The organism is Cupriavidus consociatus (genome assembly GCF_017814975.1).
Taxonomy (GTDB): Bacteria; Pseudomonadota; Gammaproteobacteria; order Burkholderiales; family Burkholderiaceae; genus Cupriavidus; species Cupriavidus consociatus.
Genome location: NZ_JAGIQA010000010.1, coordinates 163,128 through 182,149 on the forward strand (window position 1 = coordinate 163,128; position 19,022 = coordinate 182,149).

Annotated in this window: 18 protein-coding genes; 14 read left to right on the forward strand and 4 right to left on the reverse strand. The window is 66.0% G+C overall.

Features of this window, described 5'->3' with window-relative positions; all coding sequences use genetic code 11:
• The first annotated feature begins 214 nt into the window (after window positions 1-214).
• The 14 genes from apbC (at window position 215) to J8I82_RS15935 (ending at window position 15,675) form a co-directional block, all read left to right on the forward strand.
• Complete coding sequence (apbC, locus tag J8I82_RS15870) at window positions 215-1,303, forward strand: iron-sulfur cluster carrier protein ApbC (protein WP_209759060.1); 1,089 nt, start codon at window positions 215-217, stop codon at window positions 1,301-1,303.
• 27 nt (window positions 1,304-1,330) lie between these two features.
• Window positions 1,331-1,879 carry a DUF3305 domain-containing protein gene (locus tag J8I82_RS15875; RefSeq protein ID WP_209759062.1) on the forward strand — a complete coding sequence of 183 codons (549 nt, stop codon included), beginning with the start codon at window positions 1,331-1,333 and terminating at the stop codon, window positions 1,877-1,879.
• Window positions 1,880-1,910: 31 nt separating this feature from the next.
• Entirely contained in the window at window positions 1,911-2,570 is a 660-nt protein-coding gene (locus J8I82_RS15880) for a DUF3306 domain-containing protein (protein WP_209759064.1), read from the forward strand.
• A 97-nt stretch (window positions 2,571-2,667) separates the two neighbouring features.
• On the forward strand, window positions 2,668-4,845 hold the full coding sequence (locus J8I82_RS15885; protein ID WP_209759066.1) for a 4Fe-4S binding protein: 2,178 nt from the start codon (window positions 2,668-2,670) through the stop codon (window positions 4,843-4,845).
• 27 nt (window positions 4,846-4,872) lie between these two features.
• A complete protein-coding gene (locus tag J8I82_RS15890) occupies window positions 4,873-5,505 on the forward strand; it encodes a TorD/DmsD family molecular chaperone (protein WP_209759068.1) in 633 nt (210 codons plus the stop codon).
• Window positions 5,506-5,627: 122 nt separating this feature from the next.
• Entirely contained in the window at window positions 5,628-5,843 is a 216-nt protein-coding gene (locus J8I82_RS15895) for a formate dehydrogenase (protein WP_209759070.1), read from the forward strand.
• Between the two features lie 69 nt (window positions 5,844-5,912).
• A complete protein-coding gene (locus J8I82_RS15900) occupies window positions 5,913-8,951 on the forward strand; it encodes a molybdopterin-dependent oxidoreductase (protein WP_209759072.1) in 3,039 nt (1,012 codons plus the stop codon).
• A gap of 26 nt (window positions 8,952-8,977) precedes the next feature.
• Complete coding sequence (gene fdh3B / locus J8I82_RS15905; protein WP_209759074.1) at window positions 8,978-9,712, forward strand: formate dehydrogenase FDH3 subunit beta; 735 nt, start codon at window positions 8,978-8,980, stop codon at window positions 9,710-9,712.
• A complete protein-coding gene (locus tag J8I82_RS15910) occupies window positions 9,709-9,945 on the forward strand; it encodes a hypothetical protein (protein ID WP_209759076.1) in 237 nt (78 codons plus the stop codon). Before fdh3B ends, J8I82_RS15910 begins: the two co-directional genes overlap by 4 nt.
• Before the next feature lie 64 nt (window positions 9,946-10,009).
• Window positions 10,010-11,242: a formate dehydrogenase subunit gamma gene (locus J8I82_RS15915; protein WP_209759078.1), complete on the forward strand. Its 1,233-nt coding sequence runs from the start codon at window positions 10,010-10,012 to the stop codon at window positions 11,240-11,242.
• 36 nt (window positions 11,243-11,278) lie between these two features.
• A complete protein-coding gene (locus J8I82_RS15920; protein ID WP_209759081.1) occupies window positions 11,279-11,662 on the forward strand; it encodes a hypothetical protein in 384 nt (127 codons plus the stop codon).
• Between the two features lie 64 nt (window positions 11,663-11,726).
• On the forward strand, window positions 11,727-12,557 hold the full coding sequence (locus tag J8I82_RS15925) for a formate dehydrogenase accessory sulfurtransferase FdhD (protein ID WP_209759083.1): 831 nt from the start codon (window positions 11,727-11,729) through the stop codon (window positions 12,555-12,557).
• A gap of 121 nt (window positions 12,558-12,678) precedes the next feature.
• Window positions 12,679-13,245 carry a dCTP deaminase gene (gene dcd, locus J8I82_RS15930; protein WP_012353647.1) on the forward strand — a complete coding sequence of 189 codons (567 nt, stop codon included), beginning with the start codon at window positions 12,679-12,681 and terminating at the stop codon, window positions 13,243-13,245.
• A 159-nt stretch (window positions 13,246-13,404) separates the two neighbouring features.
• On the forward strand, window positions 13,405-15,675 hold the full coding sequence (locus tag J8I82_RS15935) for an arginine/lysine/ornithine decarboxylase (protein ID WP_209759084.1): 2,271 nt from the start codon (window positions 13,405-13,407) through the stop codon (window positions 15,673-15,675).
• A gap of 56 nt (window positions 15,676-15,731) precedes the next feature.
• Here the strand turns inward: J8I82_RS15935 and J8I82_RS15940 are convergent, their stop codons facing one another.
• From J8I82_RS15940 to J8I82_RS15955, 4 genes are all read right to left on the reverse strand, one after another.
• Window positions 15,732-16,148: a type II toxin-antitoxin system VapC family toxin gene (locus J8I82_RS15940; protein ID WP_209759086.1), complete on the reverse strand. Its 417-nt coding sequence runs from the start codon at window positions 16,146-16,148 to the stop codon at window positions 15,732-15,734.
• On the reverse strand, window positions 16,135-16,371 hold the full coding sequence (locus J8I82_RS15945; protein WP_209759088.1) for a FitA-like ribbon-helix-helix domain-containing protein: 237 nt from the start codon (window positions 16,369-16,371) through the stop codon (window positions 16,135-16,137). Before J8I82_RS15945 ends, J8I82_RS15940 begins: the two co-directional genes overlap by 14 nt.
• Window positions 16,372-16,708: 337 nt before the next feature.
• A complete protein-coding gene (locus J8I82_RS15950; RefSeq protein ID WP_209759090.1) occupies window positions 16,709-18,445 on the reverse strand; it encodes a TRAP transporter large permease in 1,737 nt (578 codons plus the stop codon).
• Complete coding sequence (locus tag J8I82_RS15955) at window positions 18,442-18,984, reverse strand: TRAP transporter small permease subunit (RefSeq protein ID WP_209759092.1); 543 nt, start codon at window positions 18,982-18,984, stop codon at window positions 18,442-18,444. The genes J8I82_RS15950 and J8I82_RS15955 overlap by 4 nt, the downstream gene beginning before the upstream one ends.
• Between the last annotated feature and the right edge of the window lie 38 nt (window positions 18,985-19,022).

The following is a 19,022-nucleotide window of genomic DNA, read 5'->3' on the forward strand; positions in this document are numbered from 1 at the left end:
GCACTACAATATGGATATGGCGGCCCGCGCACAAGTGCAAGGTTGTGAGATTTGTAAATGTCTGTAATCCCACACCTGGTGCAGGGGTTTGCCCGCGCTTCTCCGGCTGCCCATGGCCGTTGCTTCATACTTTGATACATTAGGTGCCAGGCCAGCCGGTGGCGCCGGCCTACGGTCCATCCCCCACATTCAGAAAAACCAAGCGGAGTTTGTCTTGAGCGTCAGCACTGAGCAGGTCACCGAAGCCCTGCGCACCGTCATCGACCCCAACACGGGCAAGGACCTGGTGTCCACGCGCTCGGCCCGGAACATCCGGGTCGACGGCGGCGAGGTTTCGCTGGAAGTCGAACTGGGCTATCCCGCCAGGAGCCAGCTGGACCCGATCCGCAAGCTGGTGGTTGCTGCCGTGCGGGAAGTGCCGGGCGTCACCAATGTCAGCGTGGCCGTGACCATGAAGATCGTCGCGCACGCGGTGCAGCGGGGCGTCAAGCTGCTGCCGGGCGTGAAGAACGTGATTGCCGTCGCCTCGGGCAAGGGCGGGGTGGGCAAGTCGACCACCGCCGTCAACCTGGCGCTGGCGCTGGCCGCCGAGGGCGCGCGCGTGGGCATGCTCGATGCCGATATCTACGGCCCCAGCCTGCCGATGATGCTCGGCATCGACGGCCGCCCTGAATCCGCCGATGGCCAGACCATGGAGCCGCTGGAAGGCCACGGCGTGCAGGCCAACTCGATCGGCTTCCTGATCGAGCAGGACAACCCGATGGTGTGGCGCGGGCCGATGGTCACCTCGGCGCTGGAGCAGTTGCTGCGCCAGACCAACTGGCACGACCTCGACTACCTGATCGTCGACATGCCGCCGGGCACCGGCGATATCCAGCTGACGTTGTCGCAGAAGGTGCCGGTCACCGGCGCGGTGATCGTCACCACGCCGCAGGACATCGCGCTGCTCGATGCCAAGAAGGGCCTGAAGATGTTCGAGAAGGTGGGCATCCCCATCCTCGGCATCGTCGAGAACATGGCGGTGTACTGCTGCCCGAACTGCGGCCATGTCGAGCATATCTTCGGCCAGGGCGGCGGCGAGAAGATGTGCGCCGACTATGGCGTGGAGCTGCTGGGCAGCCTGCCGCTGAACCTGCAGATCCGCGAGCAGGCCGATTCGGGCCGCCCCACCGTGGTGGCCGAGCCCGACAGTCCCGTGGCCGAGCTGTACCGTGGCATCGCGCGCAAGGTGGCGATCAAGGTCGCCGACAAGGCGCGCGACATGACCAGCAAGTTCCCGAGCATCGTCGTGCAGAACACCTGAGCGCGCGGCTTGCCGCGCCAGAGAGCCATGGAAGCCGAAACCACGCCCGTGCCGAAGTCGCCGCCACCCGGCGCCCGTCCCGCCGTCACCATGGCGGTGGTGATGCGTAAAATTGCGCTGGCCAGCCGCTGGCAGCCATGGAAATGGCAGCTCGATGCGGTGCTGCCGGACCTGGGCGAGTTCGGCACGCATGCAGTCTGCCTGGAACACGATGAACACGGCGCGCGCTGGCTGTATCCCGGCTTCGAGGTCGAACTGTTCCGCGACCAGGGCGAGGGCTACTACCTGAACCTGACCTCGACCACGCCATGCTGGTTCGTGCTGTGGCGCATGCCCGAGGACGAGGACGGCGGTGGCACCGGTGAAGACGCTCATCCGGTGCCGATGACGGTCACGCTGTCGTACAACGAAGCCGGCCGCTGGCTCGACGCCGGCGAGATCGTCGAGAACGTGCCGCTGGCGCCGGAGCAGCGCGACTGGCTGCAGGCCTACGTCAGCGAGCATTACCGGCCCGAACCCAAGCAGCGGCGCCGGCCCGAATCCTTCAAGGCGCCGCAGGACCGCGCGCGCTACTGATCCTGCTATCCGCGTAAGCCCCCGTAAGCCGATGAGCGATTCGTCCTTCCTGTCACGCTGGTCGCGCCGCAAGGCCGCGGTGCGGGAGGGTGTGGCCGTGCCGGCGGAACCGGCGCAGCCTGCCGAGACGCCATCGTTGCCCGTGCCACCGGAAGCTGCGGCCGCGGTGCCGGAGGCCGAGCCGGAAGTTCCGCCGCCGACCCTGGCGGACGTGGCGGCGCTGCACCCCGGCGACAACATTGCGCGCTTCGTGGCGCGCGGCGTCGATGAAACGGTCAAGCGCGCCGCGCTCAAGACGTTGTTTGCCGATCCGCACTTCAATGTGATGGACGGCCTCGATACCTACATCGACGACTACAGCAGGCCCGACCCGATCCCGCCCGAGATCCTGCGCCAGCTGCGCCAGGCCGAGTCGCTGGGGTTGTTCGAGCCGACCGACGAGGAGCGCGCGGCAGCCCAGGCGGCCGCCGCCGCACAGCCGGACGCGCCAGCGGATGCCCACGTGGATGCACAAGCGGACGCTAAACCGGACGCCCAGGCGGACGATGTACCGCCGGCGGCGCCTGCCTTGGCCAGCGACCCGGCCGTTGCTACGGACATACCCGCATCCTCCGAAACGCCGCCGCCGGTGGCCAGTCAAAGCGCAAAACAGGGCCCGCAAGACCCGCAAGATCAGGATAAGTGCGCGTAGCCCGACCGGGCAGCGCAGCCTACAATAGGCATCCCACAATCCGCCGGGCCGCAGATCCTCGCAAGAAGGACGTCCGGACCGGTCAGCCGCATTCGCCATGCCGACGCTGATCTGCAATTGCAACGACACCATGCCGCTTGACGGGGCGGCGCTGTCGGAAGCCTGTCAGGGCCCGCAACAAGGTTCGCAACACGGTCCGCTTAAGGTCCACCATCTGCTGTGCCGGCGCGAAATTGGCGCCTTCACCGCTGCGCTGGACGGCACCGACGATGTCATCGTGGCCTGCACGCAGGAGCGCGCGCTGTTTACCGAAGTCGCCGCGCAGACCGCGCAAGGCCAGGATGGCCGGCCGGTGGTGACCGCGCCGGTCCGCTTCGTCAATATCCGCGAGACCGGTGGCTGGTCGCAGGGCGCGCGGCGCGATCCGCGTACCGCCAATGCCAAGATCGCCGCGCTGCTGGCGGTGGCTGCGTTGCCCGAACCGGAGCCGGTGCCCGTGGTGGACTACCGCTGCGACGGCTCGGTGCTGGTGCTGGGCCCCGCGCAGCGCGCGCTGCCCTGGGCCGAACGGCTTGCGTCCATGCAGTTCGAAGTCACGGTACTGCTGACGGGCAGCGCGCCGGGCGAGGCCGCTGCCGCGCAGCCTTTCGGGCGTACTTATCCGGTCCATAGTGGACGGCTGTCCGCGCTTGCCGGATGGCTTGGTGCCTTCGAGGCCAGCTGGGAAACCGGCGCGGGACGCAGCAACCCCATTGACCTGGACCTGTGCACCCGCTGCAATGCCTGCATCGACGCCTGCCCCGAAAATGCGATCGATTTCAGCTATCAAATCGACCTGTCCCGGTGCCGCTCGCACCGCGACTGCGTGCGCGCCTGCGGCGCGGCCGCGGCCATCGATTTCGACCGGCCGCAGGGCACCGTGCAGGGCCGCTTCGACCTGGTCTTCGACCTGTGCGACCAACCGGCCTTCACCATGCACCAGCCGCCGCAAGGCTACCTGCACGCCGGCGCCGATCCGGCGCGGCAGCAAGCGCTGGCGCTGACGCTGGCGGGCCTGGTAGGCGAGTTCGAGAAGCCGAAGTTCTTTCGCTACAAGGACAGCCTGTGCGCGCATGGCCGCAACCAGACCACCGGCTGCACGGCTTGTATCGACATTTGTTCGACCCGGGCGATCCAGTCGCGCTGGCATGACGGCAAGGGCCGCATCGAAGTCACGCCCAGCCTGTGCATGGGCTGCGGGGCCTGCACCACGGTGTGCCCCAGCGGTGCCATCAGCTATGGCTATCCCGGTCCGGAGACGACCGGCACGCGTCTGCGTACGCTGCTGGCCGCTTACCGGAAGGCCGGCGCACGCGACCCGATCGTGTTGCTGCACGGCGAGGAATATGGCACGCCCGCCTTGCTGGCGCTGGGCCGCGCCGCGCGCGCGGGTCGTGCCGACGGCGTGCCCGCCAATGTGATGCCGCTGTCGCTGTTTCACCCGGCCGCGGCCGGGCTGGAGCTGTGGCTGGCCGCGCTATGCTGGGGCGCCAGCCGCGTGGCGGTGCTGCTAACCGGCGATGAGGCGCCGCAGTACCGCACCGCGTTGCGTGAACAGATGGAAGTCGGCCGCGCATTGCTGGCGGGACTGGGCTACGACGCCGAAGTTCTGTCGCTGGTCGAGGCGGCCGATACGCCGAAGCTGGATGCGGGCCTGTCCGCGTTGCGTCCGGGCCGCAATGCGCTGCCGCCGGCGCCGTTCGGCGCCGTTGCGGCCAAGCGCGAGATGCTGGACTTCGTGCTTGAGCATCTGGTGCGCCACGCGCCGGTGCCCGCCGACATCGTGCCGCTGCCGGCGGCCGCGCCGATTGGCGCGATTGCCGTCGATACCGGCAAGTGCACCTTGTGCATGGCGTGCGTCGGCGCCTGCCCGGCGCAAGCCCTGCGCGACAACCCCGAGCGCCCGGTGCTCAGCCTGATCGAACGCAACTGCGTGCAGTGCGGCCTGTGCGAGAAAACCTGCCCGGAAGATGCGATCACGCTGGTGCCGCGCCTGCTGGCCGGCGAGGCCGCACGCCACCCGGTCACGCTCAACGAGACCCAGCCGTTCCATTGCGTGCGCTGCGCCAAGCCGTTCGGCACGGCGCAGATGGTGGAATCGATGCTGGTCCGGCTGGCCGGCCACCCGGCGTTTGCCGGCGCCGCCGCCGAACGGCTGAAGATGTGCCCGGATTGCCGCGTGGTCGACATGATGGAGCACGATACGGGCACTGTGAGCGGGGCCACGCTGCGCTGAGCCGCCATCGACACAATTCATCACGACATGACAGATTTCCAGCCGATCCAGCTTACCGCCGCACCGCCCGCCGACGATGCCGAGGACACCGCACGCGCCGACCTGTATGGCCTGCTGGCCACGCTGTTCTATCGTCCCCCCGATGCCGCGCTGCTGCACCACATCGCGGCTAACCGCGCCGTCGGCGAAGACGCCGATACGGTACTGGGCAAGGCGTGGAACGCGTTGTGCGACGCAGCAGCCGAGACCACGGCGGCTGAGGCTGAGGAGGAATACCGGCAACTATTCGTCGGCGTGGGCCGGCAGGATGTGTTCCTCTATGGCTCGTTCTACCTGACCGGCTTTCTCAACGAGCGCCCCCTGGTGGCGCTGCGCGAAGACCTGGCCCGCTATGGCCTGGAGCGCCACGACGGCGTAAGCGAGACCGAAGACCACATCGCCACGGTGTGCGAGGTGATGCGCTTCCTGGTGGCAGGCGATGATTTGTCGGTGTCCAACCTCGGCGAGCAGCAGCGCTTCTACGCGCGGCACCTGCAGCCCTGGGTCGAGAAATTGTGCGATGCAGTGAACGCGCACCCGCAGGCGCGGTTCTATCGCAGCGTCGCCGCATTGCTGGCCGCTTTTGCCAATGTCGAGGCGCTGGCGCTGGAGATGAACTGAGGACCGCAGGTCAGGAAAAACCCTTGCATATCATGGTCTTTCCTGCAAGATGATTCTAGAATATGCATAACAACGCATAACGGCGAAAACCATCGGGCTTTGACAGCCGAGGAGCCCCCCACATGAGAGAGAAGCCAACCCGGGTCGCGCGCCGCTCGTTTCTCGCGGGCGCTGGAGTTGTGGCTGCCGCAACGGGCGCGGCAGCGCTGACAGCGCGTGGGCCGGCACTACCGGACCAGGCCGCCGCTCTGCCGGAACCCGCCGACACCTCGTCGGACAACAAGGGCTACCGGGTCTCGGAACACATTCGCAAGTACTACCGGACCACACTGGTGTAAATGCCAGGGCGGCGTGGTTCGCCGCGCCGCCAGCAACCGGACGGCTCTCGTCCGCATCTGAGGTGAGACATGATCTTGACCCGCAAACGCGCGGCGCAGGGCGCATCCGCCCGCCTCGCTGACGGCGTCGCCAACCGGCACGACCCTGCCGGCGCGCAAGCCGGAACCGGACGCCTCTCACAGCGGCTCGCCGCAAGCCTGGCCGGCGCCATGCCGACCATGGACCGCCGCAGCTTTCTCAAGCGCTCGGGCATCGGCGTCGGTGCCGGCCTGGCGGCGTCGCAACTGACGCTGCTGCGCAAGGCCGAAGCCGCAGACGACAAGAAGGCTGCCGCCGACGGCAAGAGCGGCATCGTCGTGCGCCGCACCGTGTGCGGCCACTGCTCGGTCGGCTGTGCGGTCGACGCGGTGGTGCAGAACGGCGTGTGGATTCGCCAGGAACCGGTGTTCGATTCGCCCCTCAACATGGGCGCGCACTGCGCCAAGGGCGCCGCGCTGCGCGAGCACGGCCACGGCGAATACCGGCTGAAGTACCCGATGAAGCTGGTCAACGGCAAGTACCAGCGCATCGGATGGGACCAGGCGCTGGACGAGATCACCGCGAAGATGAAGGAGATCCGCCAGCAGACCGGCCCGGACTCGCTGTTCTTCATCGGCTCGTCCAAGCACAGCAACGAGCAGTCCTATCTGCTGCGCAAGTGGGTTTCGTTCTTCGGCACCAACAATACCGACCACCAGGCGCGCATCTGCCACTCGACCACCGTGGCGGGCGTGGCCAATACCTGGGGCTACGGTGCGATGACGAACTCGTACAACGATATGCAGAACTCGAAGGCTGCGCTGTACATCGGTTCGAACGCGGCCGAGGCGCACCCGGTATCGATGCTGCACATGCTGCATGCCAAGGAAAATGGCTGCAAGATGATCGTGGTCGATCCGCGCTTCACCCGCACCGCGGCCAAGGCGCACCACTATGTGCGCATCCGCTCGGGCACCGACATCGCTTTCCTGTTCGGGATGCTGTACCACGTGTTCAAGAACGGCTGGGAAGACCAGAAGTACCTCAACGACCGCGTCTACGGCATGGACAAGGTCAAGGAAGAAGTGCTGGCCAAGTGGACGCCGGACAAGGTCGAGGAGGTCACCGGCGTGCCCGAGGCGCAGGTCTACATGGTCGCCGAGATCATGGCCAAGAACCGCCCCAGCACGCTGGTCTGGTGCATGGGCCAGACCCAGCACACCATCGGCAACGCGATCGTGCGCGCATCGTGCATCGTGCAGCTGGCGCTGGGCAATATCGGCGTGTCGGGCGGCGGCGCCAACATCTTCCGTGGCCACGACAACGTGCAGGGCGCCACCGATGTCGGGCCCAACCCCGACTCGCTGCCCGGCTACTACGGCCTGGCCACCGGCGCGTGGAAGCACTACGCGGCGGTGTGGGGCGTGGACTACGAATGGATCAAGAAGCAGTTCGTCTCGCAGACGATGATGGAGAAGTCCGGCACCACGGTGTCGCGCTGGATCGATATCGTCACCGAGAAGAACGAGTTGATCGACCAGGACAACAATGTGCGCGGCGTGTTCTTCTGGGGCCATGCGCCCAACTCGCAGACGCGCGGGCTGGAAATGAAGAAGGCGCTGGACAAGCTCGACCTGCTGGTGGTGGTCGATCCTTACCCGTCGGCGACCGCGGCCATGGCCAACATGCCGCCGGCCGAGGGCGACAAGGTCAACCCGAACCGCGCCGTGTACCTGCTGCCGGCATGCACGCAGTTCGAGACGTCGGGCTCGTGCACGGCCTCGAACCGCTCGCTGCAATGGCGCGAGAAGGTCATCGAGCCGCTGTTCGAGTCGATGCCCGACCACACGCTGATGCAGGCGTTCGCCGAAAAGCTCGGCTTCGGCAAGGAGCTGTCGAAGAACTACAAGATGATCGAGGTCAAGCGCGCCGGCCGCACCTGGATGGAACCGGAGCCGGAATCGATCCTGCGCGAAATCAACGCCAGCAACTGGACCATCGGCTACACCGGCCAGTCGCCCGAACGGCTGAAGTCGCATATGCGCAATATGCAGATGTTCGACGTCAAGACGCTGCGCTGCAAGCAAGGCAAGGACCCCGTCACGGGCTACGACCTGACCGGCGACTACTTCGGCCTGCCGTGGCCGTGCTACGGCACGCCGGAGCTGAAGCACCCGGGCTCGGCCAACCTGTATGACACCAGCAAGCACGTGATGGACGGGGGCGGCAACTTCCGCGCCAACTTTGGCGTGGAGCGCGATGGCGTCAACCTGCTGGCCGAGGACGGCTCGTATTCAGCGGGCGCGGAGATCACCACCGGCTATCCGGAATTCGACCACGTGCTGCTGAAGAAGCTGGGTTGGTGGGACGACCTGACCGAGGCCGAGAAGGCCAAGGCCGAAGGCAAGAACTGGAAGACCGATCTCTCCGGCGGCATCCAGCGCGTGGTGCTGAAGAACCATGGCTGCCATCCGTTCGGCAACGCCAAGGCGCGGGCGGTGGTGTGGAACTTCCCGGACCCGATCCCGCAGCACCGCGAGCCGCTGTACTCGACGCGGGCCGACATGGTCGCCAAGTACCCGACCCACGACGACAAGATGGCGTTCTGGCGGCTGCCGACGCTATACAAGTCGGTGCAGCAGCGCAATATCGAGAACAAGGTCTACGAGAAATTCCCGATCATCCTGACCTCCGGGCGGCTGGTCGAGTACGAGGGCGGCGGCGAGGAAACCCGCTCCAACCCGTGGCTGGCCGAGCTGCAGCAGGAGAACTTCGTCGAGATCAACCCGCGTGCGGCCTCCGATCGCGGCATCCGCAACGGCGACTTCTGCTGGGTCAGGACGCCGACCGGCGCCGCGCTGAAAGTGCGCGCGCTGGTGACCGAGCGGGTCGGGCCGGATACCGCGTTTATCCCGTTCCACTTCTCGGGCTGGTGGCAGGGCAAGGACCTGAGGGACTACTACCCCGAAGGCGCGATGCCGGTGGTGCGGGGCGAAGCCGTCAACACGGCCACCACGTATGGCTACGACTCGGTGACGATGATGCAGGAGACCAAGACCACCGTTTGCCAGATCGAGCGGTTTGCATAAGCCACAGGACAGAGCAGAGGAACATCATGGCACGCATGAAATTCATCTGTGACGCCGAGCGCTGCATCGAGTGCAACAGCTGCGTCACAGCCTGCAAGAACGAGCACGAGGTGCCGTGGGGTGTGAACCGGCGCCGCGTGGTCACCGTCAACGATGGCGTGGTCGGCGCCGAGAAATCGATCTCGGTGGCCTGCATGCACTGCTCCGACGCACCGTGCATGGCGGTGTGCCCGGTCGACTGCTTCTACCGCACCGACGACGGCGTGGTGCTGCACGACAAGGACGTGTGCATCGGCTGCGGCTACTGCTCGTATGCCTGCCCGTTCGGCGCGCCGCAGTTCCCGTCGGCCGGCACCTTCGGCGTGCGCGGCAAGATGGACAAGTGCACGTTCTGCGCCGGGGGCCCGGAGAAGAACGGCAGCGAGGCCGAGTTCGAGAAGTACGGGCGCAACCGGCTGGCCGAAGGCAAGCTGCCCTTGTGCGCGGAGATGTGCTCGACCAAGGCGCTGCTGGGCGGCGATGGCGACGTGATTGCCGACATCCTGCGCAACCGTGTGATCAAGCGCGGGACCGGCGGCGACGTGTTCGGCTGGGGCACTGCCTATGGCGTGCCCAAGCCCGCGCCAGGGGCGCCGGCAGCGCCGGCTGGTCCCGCCGGGCCAGACGCGCCCGGGGCCCGCTCCACGCCGGCCGCACCTGCCGCGCCGGCTGCACCGACTACCCCCGCCGCAACCGGCGCTCAGGGAGGGCAGACATCATGAGCCGCGCCTGTGCCATCACCCTGCTGACACTGTGCGGCGCGCTGCTGGCCGCGTGCGGCGAAAAGCCGCAGACCATCAACCAGTCGCACCGCAAGGCCGACGCCCAGGCCTACCAGGGCGCGCCCGACGACCCCTTCGTCGCCAAGGGCTGGACTGCGGGCGACAAGACCAGCTGGCATAACCAGATCCGCCAGCGCAACCAGTACCAGAACGAGTACAACCGCGTGCAATGAAAGCGCCGCAGTGGGGAGGTGCCGCCATCCGCGCGCAGGCTCCCGATGACCTGAAGGAGGGCGTATGACGCCGTCGCACAATGCATGCCGCAGCGGGCAGGGCGCCGGGTGGTGGCGCCGCTGGCTGGCGGCCGGCGCGCTGGCACTGATGGCCGTGGCTGGAAGCGCCGCGGCCCAGGCTCCCGCTCCGGGGCCGTCGACCGGCCCGGCCACGGCGTCGGACAACGCCGGCGCCAACAATCCGGCCACGCATCCGGCGCAACCGCTGGCCGGCATTGCTTCGGAAAACATTTTCAATGTGCCGCGCCGCGACATCGCCGCCGAGGCCCAGTCGCAGCAGCAACGCACTGTCACGCAGCCCGGCAACAACGCGCCGGTCTGGCGCGAGGTCAACTCCGACCAGCGCCACTACAGCAGCCTCCCCGACAGGGAAGCCGGCGTGCTGATCCAGCGCACCGGCCAGCAATGGCGCCTGTTCCGCAACGGCGTAATCACCGTCTGGGGCGGCTGGCTGCTGCTGGTGGTCCCGCTGGCTATCCTTGGCTTCTACCTGTGGCGCGGCACCATCCCGCTGCGCGAGCCGCGCACCGGACGCATGATCGAGCGCTTTACCCCGCTGGAGCGCATCGTCCACTGGACCATGGCGATCTCGTTCGTGGTGCTGGCGGTGTCGGGCATCATCATGCTGCTGGGCAAGCATTTCCTGCTGCCGCTGATGGGGCACATGCTGTTCGGCTGGCTCAGCTACATCCTGAAGAACCTCCACAACGTAGTCGGGCCGGTGTTCACGGTGTCGGTGATCGCTGCCTTCGTGGTGTTCGTGCGCGATAACCTGCCCAGCCGCGATGACGTGCGCTGGATCACCCGCCTTGGCGGGCTCACTTCGGGCAAGCACGTGCCGAGCGGGCGCTTCAACGCCGGCGAGAAGATGTGGTTCTGGGTCGGCGTGTTTATCTTCGGCATCGTGCTGTCGGCCTCGGGCTGGGTGCTCGACATGATCGTGCCGGGCATGGATTACTACCGCGCGACCATGCAGATCGCCAACGTGATCCACGGCATTTCCGCCGCGCTGATGATCGCCATGGCGTGCGGCCATATCTACATGGGCACGGTTGGCATGGAAGGCGCATACCGCGCCATGCGCGACGGCTGGGTCGACGAAGCGTGGGCAAAGGAGCATCACGAGCTCTGGTACGACGACATCCAGTCCGGCAAGATTCCGGCGCAGCGCTCCCCCGGTCCGGCCAGTCCGGAGGCGGCGGGCCGGGCCGCGCGGCATACTCCCGGCGAAGCTTGATCAGGCAGGACACCCAACACTTCGGGAAGATGGATCATGACACGCACCCTGACGCTGATCGCCCTGGCCGCTGGCGCCACCCTGAGCGCCGGCGCGCTGGCCAAGCTGCCGCCACCCAGCGAAGCCCAGCAGGCCAAGGCTGCCGAGACGAAGGCCCGCGCCGCCTGGTCGGACAAGGTCGCCGCCTTCCAGCTATGCCGTGCGCAGGACAAGATCGCGACACGCTACTACGCGGAACGCCAGGCACAGGGCAAGGACGCGCGCGCGGCGGTGCAGACCGCGCCGTGTGCCGATCCCGGACCATTCGTTGCGCCCGTGGCGGCGGCCCCGGCAGCGCCGGTGCCCGCGGTCGCGAGCACTGGTGCCGACGCCAAACCAGTTGCGCCCGGCGCGGTACAATCTCCCGCAAAGGCACCGTAACCGCAGCCCCGATGGTCGCCTGGACGGCACGGGGCACCTTCCAGCAGCCCTGAGCCTTCCTGTCATGATCCTGCGCCCCGAGCTTACCCAGGCAGCCGTTCCGCTGATCGAAGAGGTCGAAGTCGTCGACGAGCAGGGCCGCGTGCGCGCGGCCTACCTGCCGGGCGAGCGCCCGCTGACCGTCTACCTCGACAAGCGCGAACTTGTCACGCTGATGACGCTGGGCGGCGCGCCCGAGCACCTCGTGCTGGGCTACCTGCGCAACCAGCGCCTGGTCGAATCGGTCGAGGATATCGCCGCGGTACAGGTCGACTGGGAAACGGAATCCGCCGCCGTCACCACCCGCACCGGCGTCGATCGCATCGAGGAGCGCACCGCGCGCCGCGTGGTGACCACCGGCTGCGGGCAGGGCACGGTATTCGGCTCGCTGCTGGACGAGGTCGACAATATCCGCCTGCCGGTGGACGCCATGCTCGACCAGGACACCCTGTACGGCATTATCGACACCATCCGGCTGCAGCAGTCGGTCTACAAGCAGGCCGGCTCGGTCCATGGCTGCGCGCTGTTCAAGGGGACCGAGTTGCTGATGTTCGTCGAGGACGTCGGTCGCCACAACGCGGTCGACGCAATTGCCGGCCGCATGTGGCTGGAAGGCATGACCGGTGCCGACAAGATTTTCTACACCACCGGCCGCCTGACATCGGAAATGGTCATCAAGGGGGCGCAGATGGGCATCCCGTTCCTGCTGTCGCGCTCGGGCGTGACGCAGATGGGGTACCAGATGGCCAGGCGGGTCAACCTGACCCTGTTTGCGCGCTGCACCGGCAAGCATTTCCTGCTCTATACGGGACGCGAACGGTTCCGCCATCGGATTCCGGAAGACGCGGTTGCCTGATTGTGGCTCAAGGGGCACTTCATTGCCTGGGAACGGATGCGGTGTTGTCTCAACGGAACGCGGGCGGAATGGTTGTACAATGCGGCGCACTCCGAGCCAGTGTGTCTACCTCCCAACCTCTATGAGCATCAAATCCGACAAATGGATCCGCCGCATGGCGGAGCAGCACGGCATGATCGAGCCGTTCGAGCCAGGCCAGGTCCGGGAGGCCGACGGGCGCAAGATCGTGTCGTACGGCACTTCGAGCTACGGCTACGACATCCGCTGTGCCGACGAATTCAAGATCTTCACCAACATCAACAGCACCATCGTCGACCCGAAGAATTTTGACGAGAAGTCCTTCGTGGACTTCAAGGGTGATGTCTGCATCATTCCGCCGAATTCCTTTGCGCTGGCGCGGACGATGGAATATTTCCGCATCCCGCGCAGCGTGCTGACCATCTGCCTGGGCAAGAGCACCTACGCGCGTTGCGGCATCATCGTCAACGTGACCCCGTTCGAGCCGGAATGGGAAGGTTATGTGACGCTGGAGTTTTCCAACACCACGCCGCTGCCCGCCAAGATCTACGCCGGCGAAGGCTGCGCCCAGGTGCTGTTCTTCGAAAGCGACGAAATCTGCGAGACCTCGTACGCCGACCGGGGCGGCAAGTACCAGGGTCAGCACGGTGTCACACTGCCGAAGACCTGATCGCATTACAATGCCGGCGTTTGCCGGAAGGGCCGCTGCGCGATGACCGCGCGGGGCGCCCAGACCTGACGTGAGAGCCACATGTCGCCGTCGCAGGGGAACCCCTGCCGGCCATGTGGCTCAAGTCCTTTATGTCCTGCTTTCCATCAAGGATGCCCGATGAAATTCCGCTTCCCCGTCATCATCATTGACGAAGACTTCCGCTCCGAGAACATCTCAGGCTCGGGCATCCGCGCGCTGGCCGAGGCGATCGAGAAAGAGGGCATGGAGGTCATGGGGCTGACCAGCTACGGCGACCTGACGTCATTCGCGCAGCAGGCCAGCCGCGCCTCGACCTTTATCGTGTCGATCGACGACGATGAGTTCGTGCGCGACGACGACCAGCCCGAAGCCGCCGCGATCGAAAAGCTGCGCGCCTTCGTTACCGAAGTGCGCCGCCGCAACTCTGACCTGCCGATCTTCCTCTACGGCGAAACCCGCACCTCGCGCCATATCCCCAACGATATCCTGCGCGAGCTGCACGGCTTCATCCATATGTTCGAGGACACGCCAGAGTTCGTCGCGCGCCATATCATCCGCGAGGCCAAGGTCTACCTGGACACGCTGGCGCCGCCCTTCTTCAAGGCGCTGATCGACTACGCGCAGGACAGCTCGTATTCGTGGCACTGCCCGGGCCACTCGGGCGGCGTGGCGTTCCTGAAAAGCCCGGTTGGCCAGGTGTTCCACCAGTTCTTCGGCGAGAACATGCTGCGCGCCGACGTCTGCAATGCGGTGGACGAACTCGGCCAGCTGCTCGACCACACCGGTCCGGTGGCCGCGTCGGAGCGCAATGCCGCGCGCATTTTCAACTCGGACCACATGTTCTTCGTCACCAACGGCACCTCGACGTCGAACAAGATGGTGTGGCACGCCAACGTGGCCCCGGGCGATATCGTGGTGGTGGACCGCAACTGCCACAAGTCGATCCTGCACGCGATCATGATGACGGGCGCGATTCCCGTGTTCCTGATGCCGACGCGCAACCACTACGGCATCATCGGCCCGATCCCCAAGAGCGAGTTCGATCCCGAGACCATCCGCCGCAAGATCGCCAACCACCCGTTCGCCAGCAAGGCCAAGAACCAGAAGCCGCGCATCCTGACGATCACGCAAGGCACCTATGACGGCGTGCTGTACAACGCCGAGCAGATCAAGGAAATGCTGGCGGCCGAGATCGATACGCTGCATTTCGATGAAGCGTGGCTGCCGCACGCAGCGTTCCACGACTTCTATCGCAACATGCACGCGATCGGTAAGGACCGCCCGCGCAGCAAGGACGCGCTGGTGTTCGCCACGCAGTCCACGCACAAGCTGCTGGCCGGCCTGTCGCAGGCCTCGCAGATCCTGGTGCAGGATTCCGAGACGCGCAAGCTGGACCGCTACCGGTTCAACGAGGCGTACCTGATGCACACCTCGACCAGCCCGCAGTACTCGATCATCGCCTCGTGCGATGTGGCCGCGGCGATGATGGAAGCCCCGGGCGGCACCGCGCTGGTGGAAGAGAGCATCCAGGAGGCCATGGACTTCCGGCGCGCCATGCGCAAGGTGGAGGGCGAGTACGACGCCGGCCAAAACGGCGACTGGTGGTTCAAGGTCTGGGGTCCGGAGGCGCTGATCGAAGATGGCATCGGCGATCGCGAAGAGTGGATGCTGAAGGCCAACGAGCGCTGGCACGGCTTTGGCGACCTGGCCGACGGCTTCAACCTGCTCGACCCGATCAAGGCCACCATCATCACCCCGGGCCTGGACGTGGATGGCGAGTTCAGCGAGCGCGGCATTCCGGCGGCGATTGTCACCAAGTACCTGGCCGAGCACGGCATCATCATCGAGAAGACGGGCCTGTACTCCTTCTTCATCATGTTCACCATCGGCATCACCAAGGGCCGCTGGAACTCGCTGGTGACCGAGCTGCAGCAGTTCAAGGACGACTACGACCAGAACCAGCCGCTGTGGCGCGTGCTGCCAGAGTTCGTCGGCAAGTATCCGCAGTACGAGCGCATGGGCCTGCGTGACCTGTGCGATGCCATCCACAGCGTGTACAAGGCCAACGACGTGGCGCGGGTGACCACCGAGATGTACCTGTCGGACATGGAGCCGGCGATGAAGCCGTCGGATGCGTGGGCCATGATGGCGCACCGCGAGATCGAGCGCGTGCCGGTCGACGACCTCGAAGGCCGCGTCACTGCCATCTTGCTGACGCCGTACCCGCCGGGCATCCCGCTGCTGATCCCGGGCGAGCGCTTTAACCGCACCATCGTGCAGTACCTGAAGTTTGCACGAGAGTTCAACAAGCTGTTCCCGGGCTTCGAGACCGATATCCACGGGCTGGTGGAGGACGAGGTGGACGGCAAGACAGCTTATTTCGTCGACTGCGTGAAGCAGTTAGCCTGAACCTGCCAGCGAATCCGGCACCGGAAGGAGCCCCGCCCATGCGGGGCTTTTTCTTGCTAGCTGAACGGATTCAGCAACTCCACCCCCGTCCCGCTGAAATCCTCCACATTCCGGGTGACTATCGTCAGGTCGTGGATCAGCGCCGTCGCGGCAATGAACTTGTCCAGCGCATGCTCCGGACGCGGCACGCGCAGCCGTCCCCATATCTGGGCGACGTCCGCGTCGACTGGCAACACATGCCGGCTGAAATCCTGCAGCACGGCCGTCAGCCATTGCTCTAGTGCCTCGGCCTGCGCCGTGTCGCCGCGATGGCGGATCAGCGCAATGCCGCGCCGCAACTCCCCCACGGCCAGCGCGGACAGGTAGAGCGTCGAACCATCGCGCGCCGCCTGCCGGAAGAACGCGCGCACGCCGGGATTGGCGCGTTCGCGCTTGCGTGCCTCGCTGATGACATTGGTATCAATCAAATACACGCGGCGCCTCGCCAGAATCCTGACCGCGTTGAAAATCGGCATCCTCGCCGACGTCCGGCATGCTGGCCAGCGCTTCGGCAAAGCTGCGTCGTCGCGTGCCACCCAGTGCCAGCGCCAGGATGGCCCTGTGCTCGGCTTCGGCGCTGCGGCCATTTGCAGCGGCCTGCTCGCGCAGGCGCTGGACCAGGGATTCATCGATGCCACGAACGAGCAGGGTTGCCATCTTGCGCTCCTCATTATCGGATGGCCGGATGCTAGCATTGATAGCGTCGTGCCGCTCAGGTATATGTCCGGATGCGTGCAACTTGTGGCGAGGTCTTGCGGCAGGAGGGAAGGGCAGTGGCGTGACGGGATGCATGGCGCGGCTCCGTGAGTTGGCGGGAACAGGCGCCCAGTGTGCGCTGCGCCCGAATGCCGGTCGATGAGGCGATTCGCATTTCCCGCACCACGCCGCTGGCTAGCGCATCGCTTGCGCCACCTGTGAAGCGCAGCGGCGGCGCAATGAAAAAGCCCCGCATCACTGCGGGGCTCGTGGGCGCTGCGGCAGGTAACCGCGACGCTCAGTTCTTCTTCTCGAACTCGAACTGCGGCGCGGCCGGCTCGCCCTGCTCGGCAGCGCCAGGCAGTTCGAGCGTACCGGGCGCGGAGGCGGCGCCGGGGCCCGGGACTGTGGGCTTTTCCGCCTCCCCGCCAAGCGGGATGCTGACCTCCGCCGAGCCGCTGTGCTTGAGCGTCCCCTTGTCCAGCAGCCCCGTCACCATGCCCGGCCAGAACATCACCGCGACCACCATCACCATCTGCAGGCCGACCCAGGGCAGCGCACCCCAGTAGATATCGGAGCTCTTCACTTCCTTCGGCGCGATGCCGCGCAGGTAGAACAGCGCGAAGCCGAACGGCGGGTGCATGAACGAGGTCTGCATGTTCACGCACAGCATCACGCCGAACCACACCAGCGCGGCCGTCGCCGCGGCTTCCGGGTTGCCGCCCATCGAATCGGCCACCACCGGCGCCAGCACCTTGACCGCCACGGGCGCCAGCATCGGCACCACGATGAAGGCGATCTCGAAGAAGTCCAGGAAGAAGGCCAGGAAGAAGATGAACAGGTTCACCACGATCAGGAAGCCGATCCAGCCGCCCGGCAGCGAGGTGAACAGGTGCTCGACCCAGGCGCCGCCGTCCACGCCCTGGAACACCACCGAGAAGCAGGTGGAGCCGATCAGGATGAACACCACCATCGCGGTGATGCGCGCGGTGGACTGGTAGGCATCGACGATCAGCAGGCGCAGCTCGGTCATCTGGCCGGCGCGGATCAGCAGCCAGAGGATGACCAGGTACACCACGGCCAGCGGAATGCGGAACGCGTGCGAGCCGAAGGCGAAGACGCCCACTGCGGCCGCCACCAGCGTAGCGACGATGCCGACACGGTAGACCTGGCGGTCGATCCTGGTGAAGGCCTTGTCGCGGATCACCGCCAGCACCAGCGCGCCGACCGCGCCCATGGCGCCCGATTCCGTCGGCGTGGCGATGCCCAGCATGATCGTGCCCAGCACGAGGAAGATCAGCACCGCGCACGGGATGATGCCGCGCAGGCATTTGCGCCACAGCGCCAAGCCGCGCAGCGTGCGCGCCTCGGCCGGCACCGGCGGCAGCCAGTCAGGTTTGAGGCGGGTCAGCACAAAGGTGTACAGCGCGAAGAATCCGATCTGCAACACAGAGGGACCCCACGCACCCAGGTACATGCTGCCCACGTCGGCGCTGCCCATCGGCGTCTTGAGCTGGTCGGCCAGCACCACCAGCACCAGCGACGGCGGCACCAGCTGCGTGATGGTGCCCGAGGCGGCCAGCACGCCGGTGGCGTACTTCATGTTGTAGCGGTAGCGCATCATCACCGGCAGCGAGATCATCGCCATGGCGATCACCTGCGCGGCCACCGTGCCGGTGATCGCGCCCAGGATAAAGCCGACGATGATCACCGAGTAGCCCAGGCCGCCGCGCACCGGGCCGAACAGCTGGCCCATCGAGTCCAGCATGTCCTCGGCCAGCCCGCACTTCTCGAGGATGGCGCCCATGAAGGTGAAGAACGGGATCGCCAGCAGCAGCTCATTGCCCAGCACGCTGCCGAACACGCGGCTAGGCACGGCCTGCAGGAAACTGAGCGGGAAGTAGCCCCATTCGATCGCCAGGAAGCCGAAGGCCAGGCCCACCGCCGACAGGGAAAATGCGACCGGGAACCCGATCAGCATGAATAGCACCAGGCCGCCGAACATCATCGGCGGCATATATTCCAACGGAATCATTGAACCGGCCTCTCGTACTTGGATTCGATGCGCACCAGGCCCTTGAGGGCGGCGAAGCGCTTGATCAGTTCGGACACACCCTGCAGCGTCAGCAGGGCGAAGCCGATGGGCACCACCAGCTTGATCGGGTAACGCGGCAGGCCGCCGGAGTTGCCCGATTGCTCGAGGATGCGCCACGAGGGCAGGAACAGCGATTCCCACGACAGCCACGTGAACAGGATGCACGACGGCAGCAGGAACACCACGATGCCGAAGATGTCGATCCAGTGCTGCGCGCGTTCCGACACGTTGCCGTAGATCAGGTCTACGCGCACGTGTTCATTGCGCTGGAAGGTGTAGGAGGCGCCGAACATCACGGCAATGGCAAACATGTACCACTGCAGTTCGAGTGGCCAGTTATCGCTCAAGTTGAAGCCGTAGCGCAGTAGGGCGTTGCCTGCGCTGATCAGGCACGACAGCAGGATCATGATGTTTGCAAGCCTGCCCGTGTGCTGATTCAACCTGTCGATCTGTCGTGACAGACCAAGCAAGTAATACATGGGTTGTCTCCCCGGTTTTTGCGGCGCCTAGTTTATCT

Coding starts and splice junctions, on each gene's coding strand:
- J8I82_RS15885 (WP_209759066.1), top strand. CDS start 2,668: ATGCCGACGCTGATCTGCAATTGCAACGACACCATGCCGCTTGACGGG.
- J8I82_RS15925 (WP_209759083.1), top strand. CDS start 11,727: ATGATCCTGCGCCCCGAGCTTACCCAGGCAGCCGTTCCGCTGATCGAA.
- J8I82_RS15955 (WP_209759092.1), bottom strand. CDS start 18,984: ATGTATTACTTGCTTGGTCTGTCACGACAGATCGACAGGTTGAATCAG.
- J8I82_RS15915 (WP_209759078.1), top strand. CDS start 10,010: ATGACGCCGTCGCACAATGCATGCCGCAGCGGGCAGGGCGCCGGGTGG.
- J8I82_RS15890 (WP_209759068.1), top strand. CDS start 4,873: ATGACAGATTTCCAGCCGATCCAGCTTACCGCCGCACCGCCCGCCGAC.
- J8I82_RS15910 (WP_209759076.1), top strand. CDS start 9,709: ATGAGCCGCGCCTGTGCCATCACCCTGCTGACACTGTGCGGCGCGCTG.
- dcd (WP_012353647.1), top strand. CDS start 12,679: ATGAGCATCAAATCCGACAAATGGATCCGCCGCATGGCGGAGCAGCAC.
- J8I82_RS15875 (WP_209759062.1), top strand. CDS start 1,331: ATGGAAGCCGAAACCACGCCCGTGCCGAAGTCGCCGCCACCCGGCGCC.
- J8I82_RS15920 (WP_209759081.1), top strand. CDS start 11,279: ATGACACGCACCCTGACGCTGATCGCCCTGGCCGCTGGCGCCACCCTG.
- J8I82_RS15900 (WP_209759072.1), top strand. CDS start 5,913: ATGATCTTGACCCGCAAACGCGCGGCGCAGGGCGCATCCGCCCGCCTC.
- J8I82_RS15945 (WP_209759088.1), bottom strand. CDS start 16,371: ATGGCAACCCTGCTCGTTCGTGGCATCGATGAATCCCTGGTCCAGCGC.
- J8I82_RS15935 (WP_209759084.1), top strand. CDS start 13,405: ATGAAATTCCGCTTCCCCGTCATCATCATTGACGAAGACTTCCGCTCC.
- fdh3B (WP_209759074.1), top strand. CDS start 8,978: ATGGCACGCATGAAATTCATCTGTGACGCCGAGCGCTGCATCGAGTGC.
- J8I82_RS15880 (WP_209759064.1), top strand. CDS start 1,911: ATGAGCGATTCGTCCTTCCTGTCACGCTGGTCGCGCCGCAAGGCCGCG.
- J8I82_RS15895 (WP_209759070.1), top strand. CDS start 5,628: ATGAGAGAGAAGCCAACCCGGGTCGCGCGCCGCTCGTTTCTCGCGGGC.
- J8I82_RS15950 (WP_209759090.1), bottom strand. CDS start 18,445: ATGATTCCGTTGGAATATATGCCGCCGATGATGTTCGGCGGCCTGGTG.